The following is a 10,968-nucleotide window of genomic DNA, read 5'->3' on the forward strand; positions in this document are numbered from 1 at the left end:
GGCGACCCGGCGTTGCGCAGTGCGGAAGGGGCCGCGCTGCTGGCGCAACAGGTGGCGCGCGAAGCCAATATCCTGGCGTTTAACGACGTCTTCCTGCTGGTCGGCGTGCTGGCTGCGCTGACGGCTGTGTGGGGCTATGCGATCCGCTGGTCGATCCGGCGGCGCGGCGAGATATCGCCGATTCTGCTCTTGCAACAAAAACAAACCCAGGCAGCCCAGGGTCACCAGGGATAATGAAATGAGCGACGCTTCCCCATCGACACCGACGGCCACCGCCCCCGATCCGCAGGTTGCGGCCCCGCGCGGCTGGGCCCCGCCCGTCAAATCGCGTCCGGCGACGATCACCATCGTCGCGCTGGCGGTCGTTGCGATCGTCATCATCCTCTATGCATGGCAATTGCCGCCGTTCGCGGGCTGGGCCGAGGAAACCGACAACGCGTATGTGCGCGGCCGCGTGACGATCATCAGCCCGCAAGTCAGCGGCTATGTCACCAGCGTGCCGGTGCAGGATTTCGCCGAGGTGAAGACGGGTCAGGTACTGGCCACGATCGACGACCGCATCTATCGCGCGCGGGTGGCGCAAGCGCAGGCCAATGTCGCGGCGCAGGAGGCGGCGCTGGCCAATTCCGCCCAGGCGCGACGTTCGCGCGAAGTCGCGATCCTGAGTCAGGAGGCCGGGATCGAGAATGCCAAGCGCAATTGACGCGCGCCGAAGCCGACATGAAGCGCGCGCAGGCGCTGGTCGCCGACGGATCGATCTCGACGCGCGAATTCGACCAGACTCGTGCGACCCTGCTGGCAGCGCGTGCGGCGGTGCAGCAGGCGCAGGCCAGCCGCGCGATCGGTACGCAGGACGTGCGCACGGTCGCGGTCGGGCGCGGCGGGCTGGAAGCAGCGGTCGATGCCGCCAAGGCGCAATTGCGCCTCGCGCAGATCGATCTCGACAACACCATCATCCGTGCACCGACCGACGGACAAGTGTCGGAAATCGGCGTCCGACAGGGTGCCTATGTGACGGCGGGCACGCAATTGCTGTTCCTCGTACCCCACACCGTGTGGGTGGTGGCCAATTTCAAGGAAGCGCAGACGCATCGCATGGCCCCTGGGCAAAGCGCCCGATTCCGCGTCGATGCGCTGGGCAATGCCAGCTTGACCGGCCATGTGCAGAGCCTGTCGCCCGCTGCAGGATCGGAATTTTCGGTGTTGAAGCCCGACAATGCCACCGGCAATTTCGTCAAGGTGGCGCAGCGTATTGCGGTGCGCGTGGCGATCGATCCGGGGCAGGCGCTGGCGGCGCGGCTGCGACCGGGCATGTCGGTGGTGGTCAGCATCGATACCGACGGAAACCCCCGCCGATGAGCCGCCGCGCGACTGTGCTGCTGGCCATGGCGGTCTCCGCCTGTGCCGGGCCGACGGTGAAGACGGCGACGGTGGCACCGCTTGCTCCGGCACCGGCGTGGCGCACCGATCCCGGTCCGGTTGCCCCACTAGACCGGACATGGTGGCAGGGCTTTGGCGATCCGGTCCTCACCGAGCTGGTCGAGCGGGCGCTGGCCAACAATACCGATATCGGCGTCGCGGTCGCGCGGGTTCGCGAGGCGCGCGCCAATGTTGCAGTGGCGCGGTCGCAATTGCTGCCGACGCTTGACGCCAGTCTCAGCGGCGCGCGCTCGCGCGAAGTCGACGCGTTCGGTCAGCCGGAGAAGCAGACCGCAGGTGAACCGAAGCTGCAAGTCGCCTATGAGGTCGATCTGTTCGGGCGTCTGGCCGATCAGCGCTCGGCGGCGCGCGACGCCTATCTGGCGAGCGCGGCGGCGCGCGATGCGGTGCGGTTGTCGGTCGCGGGCGCAACGGCCAGCGGATACCTCACGCTGCGCGGGCTCGACGCGCGCCTTGAGGTCGCGCGATCGACGCTGGCGGCGCGCGCTGAATCGCTGCGGATCGCGCGCTCGCGGGTGGAGCACGGCTATTCGCCCAAGCTCGAGCTCGAACAGGCGCAGGCCGAATATGAAGCGACCGCGCAGATCGTGCCGCAAATCGCGCTTGCGATCGCGCGCGCGAGGATGCGCTCAGCGTGCTGACCGGCGCGCTTCCGGTCGCGACGGCGCGCGGCACGACGCTGGATCGACTGGTCGCCCCACCGGTGCCGGAGGGCCTTCCCTCGGAGTTACTGCGCCGCCGCCCCGATGTCGCACAAGCCGAATATCAACTGGCTGCGAGCGACAGTTCGCTGGCCGCGGCGCGCAAGCGCTTCCTACCGCAATTGCGGCTCGGCGCGGCGGGGGGCGCGGCGTTTTTCGACGCTGCTCACCAATCCGATCACGGTATGGTCGCTCGGTGGGAGTGTGCTCGCCCCATTGTTCCAGGGCGGCCGGTTGACCGCGCAAGCCGATGCCGCGGGCGCACAACGCGACCAGGCGGCGTTCGCTTATCGCCGCGTCGCTTTGGGTGCCTTTCGCGATGTCGAGGATGGGCTGGCGGCAGTGCACCGATTGGACGAGCAAGTCGCCTCGGGGGAACGGCAGCGTGCTGCGCTCGCCGAAGGGTTGCGATTGGCGACCAACCGTTATCGCGAAGGCTATTCCCCCTATCTCGAGCAACTGGATGCGCAGCGCGGCTTGCTCGGCGCACAATTGGCGCTGATCCAGACGCGGAGCGATGCGTTGGCCGCGCGCGTGCAATTGTATCAGGCGATGGGGGGTGGTTGGTCCGGTGTCGTCACCGACCGGGACGGTCCGGAGTAAGCGCGTGGCCTCTCTTTCGCGTGACTCGGGGCGGCCTGTTGGCGTAGATTTGCGCAAACGGTGAGGGGAAACAGCATGCGCGGTGTTTTGACGGGGTTGGCGGTGACGGCGCTGGTCGCAACGGCGGCAGTGGCAGCGGTTGAGCCCGCCTCCAAACATTCGCCGAAGGAAACGCAACGTGCCGTTGCCGCCGGGCTGGCCAATCCGGCGCGGGCCGATCAAGCGGGCGATGACGCGCGGCGCAAGGCGGCAGAGGTGCTGGCCTTTTCTGGTGTGGGGCCCGGTGACGAGGTGCTCGATTGGATCCCGGGCGGTGGCTATTGGACGCGGATCTTCTCGGGCACGGTCGGCAAGGCGGGGCACGTTTATGCGATCTGGCCGGCCGCTTCGGCCCAATCCGCCGCCAAGGGCGAAGCCGCGCTCGACGCGCTGCATTTGTACAATGTGACCACCAAGGTGCTGGGCTCGGGCATCGTGGCGGCATCTGAACCGGTCGATCTGGTGTGGACCGTCCAGAATTATCACGACGTCGCCAATAACGGGGGCGAAGCCGCGCTCGATCAGTTGAATGCCGAAGTGCTGAGGGCGCTGAAGCCCGGTGGTAGCTATGTCGTGATCGACCATGCCGACGCCGCGGGCACCGGCCTTAGCGGCACCTCGACCAAGCACCGGATCGATCCGGCGGCGGTCAAGGCGGAGGTGGTGAAAGCGGGGTTCGAGTTCGTCGGCGAAAGCGATGTCCTGCGCAATCCGGCGGACGACCACAGTGCCAACGTCTTCGACCCCTCCATTCGGGGGCACACCGACCAGTTCGTCTACAAATTCCGCAAGCCGCGCTGAGCGGACTTAGTCGAGCGCCGCGCGCAGCGTCGCGCGGACGCCGCTCTGCGCGCCGGTGTCATATTCGACGATGGTTTGCAGACTTTGCGCCATCGCACGGATGAGCTTTGTGCCCACGCCCGTGCCGGTGGGGGCAGCGTCTGCCTTCATGCCGATGCCATCGTCCTCCACCGCGAGCCGGAAGTGTGCGTCGCCATCGCCGTGCAGCGAGACGCGCACTTCGCCGCCATTGGTGGGATAGGCATATTTGCAGGCGTTGCTGACCAGCTCGGTGACGATCACGCCGAGCGACACCGCGCGATCGGTCGATAGCCGAATCGGTTCGGCGGCAAGACGAAGCGTGCGCGGTGCCGCCGGGGTGGACCAGGTCTCGCCCAGTTCATCGACCAAGGCACCGAGATACTCGCGCATGTCGACCTGTTCGACATCGTTGCTGGTGTAGAGCCGCCGGTGGACTTGCGCGATCGCGGTAATGCGGCGCTGCGTGTCTTCCAGCGCGAGCCGGGCATTGTCGTCATCGAGCGCGGTCGCCTGCATGCGCACCATCGCCGAAACGAGTTGCAGGCTGTTGGCGACGCGGTGGTTGACCTCGCGCAGCAGCGCTTCAAGCCGGGCGTTGCTGGCGCGCAATTGGTCTTCGGCGGCGGCCTTGCCACGCTCGAGCGCCGCGCGTTCGAGCACCTGCGCGAAGGCGCTGGCGAGCAGATCGAAGAAATCGACGCGACGGTCTTCACGACATAGTCGGCGGCCCCGGCCTTCAACGCGGCGACGGCGATGCGGCCTTCCTCGGAGCCGGTGACATAAACGACCGGCGGCATCACCGGCAGCGTGTGGAGCTGCTCGAGCGTTTCCAGCCCGTCCATGCCGGGCATATAGTGATCGACCGCGATCAGGTCGAAGGGTTGGCTGCGCGCGAGTGCGACGCCCTCGGCACCGCCTTCGGCAACCGTCACCGCATAGCCATGGCGCGCGAGCGTGCGCGCGGCGAGCCGCCGCAACCCCGCATCGTCATCGATATACAGGACCGCAGGTGGGGCGGTTCGGTTCACCCCTCGGTCTCGGGGACCTGGATCACCGACAGGAACAGCCCGAGCTGGCGGATCGCCTGGGCGAAGCTTTCGTAATTGACCGGTTTGGTGATGTAGACATTGCAGCCGAGATCGTAGCAGCGCTGAATCTCGATCTTGTCGTCGGTGGTCGTCAGCATCACCACGGGGGTGCGGCGCAGCGGGCCGTCGGCGGCCTTGATCTTGGCAAGAATGTCGGTCCCGCTCATGTCGGGCAGGTTGAGATCGAGCAGCACCAGCGCCGGGCCGTTGCGCTGCGGGCCGGCGGCGTTGTTGAACAGATAGTCGAGTGCGGTGGTACCGTCGGTGAAATGGGTGATGTGATTGAGGATACCCGCGCGGCGGATGTTCTTTTCGATCAGGCGGGCGTGGCCTTCATCATCCTCGATCATGATGATGCTGACGCTTTGGTGGTCGTTCATATTCAGCTTTCCCGAGAATCGCCGTTGGTCATGTCGAGCTTGGCCGGCAGGTTCAGCCGGAAGGTGGTACCCCGACCCAGTTCCGACGCCATTTCGATCACGCCGCCCAAGCGATACGCCAAGGCACGGACATGGGCCAGACCGATTCCTTCGCCCGGCTGATCCTGGTTGCCCGAGCGGCGGAACAGGTCGAACACGCGTTGATGGTCGCTGGCGGCGATGCCGCGACCATTGTCCTCAACCTCGATCATAACCCGCTGCCCGTCGCGCTGGCCGCGGACCACGATCTGCCCCGCACGATCGGGGCTGAGGTATTTCACGGCGTTTTCGATGAGGTTGGACAGGATCTGCTCGATCGCAAGCCGGTCGCTGACGATCGCCGGGAGCGGGTGCTCGATCGCGAGCGTCGCGCCGCGATGGTCGAGTTGCTGCGTCAGGCTTGCGCCGATCGTATCGACCATCGAGCCGAGGTCGAGCGGCTCGGGGACGATGACGCGCCGCCCCTCGCGCGACAGCTTCAGGATGGCGTTGATCAGCCGGTCCATCTTCTGCGTCGAGGTACGGATGAATTTGATCGCCTCGGGCAAATCCTCGCGCGCCGCCAGCCGGGCGTCCTCGGTGACGATGTCGGGCGCGCGCTGCTCGGCCCGATCGATCAGGTCGCCAATCGTGGCGGTCGCGCTTTCCAGCTCGGCGGTGAAGCCCATCACATTGACCAGCGGGCTGCGCAGGTCGTGGCTCACGATGTAGGCGAAACGCTGGATCTCGTCATTGGCACGGGTCAGGTCGGCGGTGCGCTCCTTGACCAGATCCTCCAATGTATCGGCGAAATCGCGCAGTGCATCGTGCGAGGCGGCGAGGTCGCGGGTGTAACGCTGCACGGTCAGCAACGAGATCAGGGCAACCAGAACGAGCAACAGCCCGGCAAGCGCGAGCGTGGCATAAAAGATGCGGACGCTCGCCTGTTGTTCGGCGTCGCGGATGGCGAGCAGGCGTTGCTCCTCGGCGACCATCGCATCGGCCACACGGCGGACGGCGCGCATCCGGCGTGCGCTGGTTTCATCGCGAAACAGCGTTAGCGCACCGAGCCGGTCCCCGCGCACGATCGCCGCAATCGTGCGTTCGCGCTGTGCGGTCAGATCGGCGATGAGCACGCGCAGGTTGGCGATATTGCGTTGCTGGCGGGGATTGTCGCGCGTCAGAGCGGCGATCCGCGCCAGCGTCATTGGCAATGTCGCCATCCCGGCGCGGTAGGTGTCGAGATAGACTTGCTCGCCAGTCAAGACGAAGCCGCGACGCGACGTTTCGCTTTGTTCCACCAGGATACGCGCGCGGTCGATCGCGAGTTCGACCTCATAGGTGTGGTTGACGTCGCGCGTATGGCCTTCGTTGCGCGCGGTCGACCAGCCGGCCGCCACGCCCACCGCGATCAGCGCGGCAAAGCCCAGCCCCATGCAGGTAAGCAGGAAGCGCTGCATGCGCCCTTCGCCAATGCCAAATCCCTGAACGATGCGTTCGAACATATGCGCCGCCCTTACGCAGGCCTTGCGCGAAACGCCAGCCAGCGGTTGTTGACCTGGATCAAGTGGTTAGGCAGCGCGGCGGCGCGCGCGCTCGGTCTCGGCGGTGAAGCGGACGTCCTCGTCGCGATCCTCCAGCATGGTGGCGATGGTCTCGTCGCTTGCCTCGCTCCACTCCTTGCCGCGATCGGGCCCCTGGCGCACGCGCGGCAGCAAGCCGGGCACGCTCGACCAGGCGAGCAATTGGTCGATGCCGACCGCGTTCAGCATGTCGCGCAAGTGGAAGGCAGTGACATAGGCGTCGGGAAAGGCGCGGTGCGCGGGCAGGCCGCGTTCGTGGATCAGCCCCTCGGGCTTGCGCCAATAGCGCAGCATCTGGTTGGAGAAGGTCGGGCTGTCCGGCCACAGCCGCAGCGCGCATTTCCAGGTGCAGATCCACGGTGCATTGCGGGTGAGCGCCGGGCTGCAGAATTTCTCTTCATAGATCGAGCGGTGCGCGGCGAGCGCGACGCGCTTGGGATAGGGATCGAGCACCGCGCGCGCGACATCGTGCCAGAACGGCGCATCGGCGACCTGTTCGTCGAGAATATGGTGGATGGTCTGGGTGAGCGGCGGGATCGGGCGACCGGGATTGACCAGCCGCGCGCCGCCTTCGCCATGGATTTCCCACCGACCATCGGTGCCTAATGCCACGTCCTGCCAGCCGATTTCGCACACGCCGTGGACGGGCGGGGCTTCCCCGGTGGTTTCAAGGTCGATGACGCGGATGATCTGGGGTGGGGGCGGGGGCATTGGGACTAGGTGGCGTGTTCTGCTGCGGATTGCGAGCGGAGAAGAAGGGTTTGTTCGCGCGGAGGACGCGGAGAAGGAGAAGGATTTTTCACGCGAAGGCGCGGAGGCGCGAAGGAGTCCTTGTCCGGCGGTCCGCCGGACAAGTGAGTGGATAAACCGCCTCGCGGAAAATCCATCTTAGTGGCTTCGCGCCTTCGCGTGAAAACCCTTCTGCGTCCTCCGCGCCTCTGCGCGAACCAATCTCCTCAGTGCGCCGCTTGCTCACCCCGGACGAGGCCGCTGAGTGCGAGCTGGTCGTCGATCATGCCGAGCAAGCGATCCAGCCCGGCCTGATCCTTCGCCTCGGCGCGCGCGACGAGCACGTCTTGGGTGTTGGAGGCACGCAGCAGCCACCAGCCGTCGGCGGTGTTGACTCGCGCACCATCGGTGCGGTTGACGTCGGCCCCTGCCGCCTCGAGCCGGTCGAGCACTTCCTCGACCACCGCGAACTTGCGGCTTTCATCGACCTGGAAGCGCATTTCGGGGGTGTTGACCAAGGCCGGCATCGCGCCGCGCAAATCGGTGATCGACTTGCCGATCATGTGCGCTGCGCGGATCAGGCGGACGGCGGCATAATGCGCGTCGTCGAAACCGTAAAATTCGTGCGCGAAGAAGATGTGGCCGCTCATCTCGCCCGCCAGCGGGCTGTCGGTTTCCTTCATCTTCATCTTGATCAGGCTGTGGCCGGTCTTCCACATCAGCGGCTTGCCGCCGAGCTCGCTAACGCGGTCGAACAGCATTTGCGATGCCTTCACATCGGCGATGATCACAGCACCAGGCAGTTCCTTCAGCACAGGTTCGGCCAAAATGGACAGAATCTGATCGCCCCAGATGACGCGGCCCTGCCCGTCGATCGCGCCGATGCGGTCGCCATCGCCATCGAAAGCCAGTCCGAAATCGAGCTGCTTCTCGGCGACGAGGCGCTTCAGGTCGGTCAGGTTCTTTTCATCAGTGGGATCTGGGTGATGGTTGGGAAAATTGCCGTCGACATCGGTGAACAGCAAGTGATGCTCACCCGGCAGGAGCTTGACGAGCTTCTCGATGATCGGGCCCGACACGCCATTGCCGGCGTCCCAGCCGATCTTGTAGCTGCCCCCGGCATAGCCCGCGACCAGACGACCGACATAATCGTCCTCAATGTCGGCGGTGGAGACGGTGCCGCGGTCGGCCTCATCGGCGACGACATCCCAGTCGCCTTCCGTCGCCATGCGGCCAAGGTCCTGAATGTCCGCGCCGAAAAACGGCTTGTGCTGCAAGACCATCTTGAAGCCGTTATACTCGGCGGGATTATGGCTGCCGGTTATCTCGATGCCGCCATCCACTTCTAGCGTGGCCTCGGCATAATAGAGCATCGGCGTCGGCCCCATGCCGATCCGCACGACATCGACACCGACGGCGGTGAGGCCGCCCACCAAAGCCGCTTCCAGCTCGGGCGAGGACAAGCGGCCATCATAGCCGACCGCGACGCGCGTGCCGCCCGCGCGGCGCACGCGCGTGCCGAAACCGCGACCGATCGCGTCGGCGTCGGCGGTGCCGAGCGTCTTTCCCACGATCCCGCGAATGTCATATTCGCGCAAGGACGTCGGGTCGAAACGGTGCGTCATGATAGCTCCTGTTGGTTGGATGCGTGCCTAATCGGTGAAACCCGGTAAAGTTCAATGGCTAGTGTCGGAGCAGCAGATCGCGCGCGGCGTTGATCCGCCGGGTGAGATCGGCCGAGCCCCCTCGGTCGGGATGGACCGCGCCGACCAAGCGCCGATGCGCCGCGCGAATCGCCGCCGCATCGGCATCGGCCGCCACCCCGAGCACGGCGCGCGCTTCGGCTTCGTCGAGCCGCAGCGTCGGCTTCGGTCGCGCGCGCAGCAGCCACCAGCCACCGAGCAGGACCGCCGCAAAGAAAAGAATCTTGCCCATTATGCGAACAGCGGCGGGACCGGTTCCGGCAGCGCGAGCGCGCCCATCATCTCGCGCAATTCCTGGCGCGCGGCGACGTGCGCCAGGCCCATGGCACCGAACTCGCCCGAATCGAGCATGGTCAGGCCGTTGGGGAAGAGCTCGCGGTAGATGACGCGTTCGCCCAGGCCCGGCACGATGCGAAAGCCGACACGCTTGGCGAGCTGATCGAGCGCTTCGGACACGCGGCGCATGTTGCGCGCCTCGATATGCTGGACGCGGTTGCGCAGCACCACCCAGTCGATCGTCGAGCCGTCGGCCTTGGCGCGGGCCTTGCGCGCTTCCCAGATCATTTCGGCGTAAAAGCTCGGGCGGGTGACCTTGTAGCTTTCGGGATCGACCTGGCCGATCAGATCGAAATCGACGAAGCTGTCGTTCATCGGCGTTACCAGCGTATCGGCGCGGGCGGAGGCCATGCGCGCGAAACGGTCGTCGCGACCCGGCGTATCGATCACCAGAAAGTCCGCACCCTCGGCCAGCGCATCGAAGCTTTCGGTGAAGCGCGCCAGGCTTTCGCCGTCATGGGTGGTGTGGCGCGGAGTCGGCAAGTCGCGGCCGGTGCGTTTGATCGTCGCGGTACGATTGTCGAAATAGCGGCCCATCGTGCGTTGCCGATGGTCGAGATCCAGCGCCGACACCCGCGCACCGCGCGCCGCCAGCGCGATGGCGACATGGACCGCCGTCGTCGATTTGCCCGTGCCGCCCTTTTCGTTGGCAAAGACGATGATGTGTGGCTTTCGCGCAGCAGTCGCCAACGTGTTTGCTTCCCGTCTTGTCCGGTTGGATCACGCCTCATAGAAGGCGCGCCCGTCCTTACCGAAGGCCACTCATCCGTGCAAACCATCCGTTCCCTTGAAGCGCTCCGTTCTGGGATCGCCGATTTCCGTAGCGAAGGCGCGAGCATTGCGCTCGTGCCGACGATGGGCGCGCTCCATTCCGGCCACCTCGCGCTGATCGAGGCGGCGAAGCGGCCGGGCCGGAAGGTGGTGGCGTCGATCTTCGTCAACCCGCGCCAGTTCGGGCCGAACGAGGACCTGTCGCGCTATCCCCGGCGCGAGATGGCGGATGCGCGACTGTTGACGGAGGCGGGGTGCGACCTGTTGTGGATGCCGCCGGTGGAGGCGATGTATCCTGAAGGGTTTGCCACCACCATTTCAGTGTCCGGGGTCAGCGAGGGGCTCGACGGGGCCGCGCGGCCCGGCCATTTCGATGGCGTGGCGACGGTGGTGGCGAAGCTGTTCAATCAGGTCCGCCCCGACATCGCCTTGTTCGGCGAAAAGGATTTCCAGCAACTCGCGGTGATTCGCCGGATGGTTGCCGATCTGGATTTCGGGATCGAGATCCAGGGCGTGCCAACGCAGCGCGACGATGACGGGCTCGCGCTCTCGTCGCGCAACATCTATCTGGATGAGGCGCAGCGTGCGGCAGCCGTTGCCTTGCCGCGTGCGCTCGGCGTGGCGGCCAAGGCGATTGCGCGCGGCGGCGACGCCGAGGGCGCGCTGGCGGCTGCGCGCGAAGCGCTGAATACCGCCGGTTTCGAGGTCGATTATGTCGAACTGGTCGATGCCGCCACGCTGACTGCGGGGTCGGA

General features: G+C 66.1%; 10 protein-coding genes and 4 pseudogenes. 7 read left to right on the forward strand and 7 right to left on the reverse strand.

From position 1 onward, the window contains the following. From NW75_RS17395 to NW75_RS17410, 6 genes and pseudogenes are all read left to right on the forward strand, one after another. Window positions 1-234 (forward strand): annotated as a pseudogene (locus tag NW75_RS17395) (MFS transporter); the annotation flags it as partial. 4 nt (window positions 235-238) lie between these two features. Beyond that, window positions 239-1,359 (forward strand): annotated as a pseudogene (locus NW75_RS17400) (HlyD family secretion protein). After that, window positions 1,356-2,081: a TolC family protein gene (locus NW75_RS26790; protein ID WP_231565277.1), complete on the forward strand. Its 726-nt coding sequence runs from the start codon at window positions 1,356-1,358 to the stop codon at window positions 2,079-2,081. Before NW75_RS17400 ends, NW75_RS26790 begins: the two are co-directional and overlap by 4 nt. After that, window positions 2,075-2,233 (forward strand): annotated as a pseudogene (locus NW75_RS27930) (efflux transporter outer membrane subunit); the annotation flags it as partial. The gene NW75_RS26790 and the pseudogene NW75_RS27930, both read left to right, overlap by 7 nt. Then, window positions 2,187-2,744: a TolC family protein gene (locus NW75_RS26795; protein WP_331386181.1), complete on the forward strand. Its 558-nt coding sequence runs from the start codon at window positions 2,187-2,189 to the stop codon at window positions 2,742-2,744. The pseudogene NW75_RS27930 and the gene NW75_RS26795, both read left to right, overlap by 47 nt. A gap of 75 nt (window positions 2,745-2,819) precedes the next feature. After that, entirely contained in the window at window positions 2,820-3,584 is a 765-nt protein-coding gene (locus NW75_RS17410) for a class I SAM-dependent methyltransferase (RefSeq protein ID WP_033966452.1), read from the forward strand. Window positions 3,585-3,590: 6 nt separating this feature from the next. On the opposite strand, the pseudogene NW75_RS27935 reads toward NW75_RS17410, so the two are convergent. The 7 genes and pseudogenes from NW75_RS27935 to NW75_RS17445 all read right to left on the reverse strand — a co-directional run bounded on the left by NW75_RS27935 (window position 3,591) and on the right by NW75_RS17445 (window position 10,132). Then, window positions 3,591-4,633 (reverse strand): annotated as a pseudogene (locus NW75_RS27935) (sensor histidine kinase). Continuing rightward, window positions 4,630-5,073 carry a response regulator gene (locus tag NW75_RS17420; protein ID WP_033966453.1) on the reverse strand — a complete coding sequence of 148 codons (444 nt, stop codon included), beginning with the start codon at window positions 5,071-5,073 and terminating at the stop codon, window positions 4,630-4,632. Before NW75_RS17420 ends, NW75_RS27935 begins: the two are co-directional and overlap by 4 nt. Before the next feature lie 2 nt (window positions 5,074-5,075). Next, window positions 5,076-6,596 (reverse strand): sensor histidine kinase, encoded by a 1,521-nt coding sequence (locus NW75_RS17425; protein ID WP_033966454.1) that lies wholly within the window; start codon window positions 6,594-6,596, stop codon window positions 5,076-5,078. A gap of 66 nt (window positions 6,597-6,662) precedes the next feature. Further along, the gene (locus tag NW75_RS17430) at window positions 6,663-7,385 is read right to left on the reverse strand and encodes a 3'-5' exonuclease (protein ID WP_033966455.1); all 723 of its coding nucleotides are present in this window, start codon (window positions 7,383-7,385) and stop codon (window positions 6,663-6,665) included. A gap of 245 nt (window positions 7,386-7,630) precedes the next feature. After that, window positions 7,631-9,028, reverse strand: a complete 1,398-nt coding sequence (gene pgmG / locus NW75_RS17435) for a phosphoglucomutase/phosphomannomutase PgmG (protein WP_033966456.1) — start codon at window positions 9,026-9,028, stop codon at window positions 7,631-7,633. Between the two features lie 58 nt (window positions 9,029-9,086). After that, complete coding sequence (locus NW75_RS17440; RefSeq protein WP_033966457.1) at window positions 9,087-9,338, reverse strand: molecular chaperone DnaJ; 252 nt, start codon at window positions 9,336-9,338, stop codon at window positions 9,087-9,089. Further along, window positions 9,338-10,132, reverse strand: coding sequence for a division plane positioning ATPase MipZ (locus NW75_RS17445; protein WP_033966458.1), 795 nt, complete (start codon window positions 10,130-10,132; stop codon window positions 9,338-9,340). Before NW75_RS17445 ends, NW75_RS17440 begins: the two co-directional genes overlap by 1 nt. 78 nt (window positions 10,133-10,210) lie before the next feature. On the opposite strand from NW75_RS17445, the gene panC reads away from it, so the two are divergent. After that, a partial coding sequence (gene panC, locus NW75_RS17450) for a pantoate--beta-alanine ligase (RefSeq protein ID WP_033966459.1) occupies window positions 10,211-10,968 on the forward strand: 758 nt, incomplete at its 3' end.

Origin of the sequence: Sphingomonas sp. Ant H11 (genome assembly GCF_000797515.1) — a bacterium.
In the GTDB taxonomy this organism is placed as follows: Bacteria; Pseudomonadota; Alphaproteobacteria; order Sphingomonadales; family Sphingomonadaceae; genus Sphingomonas.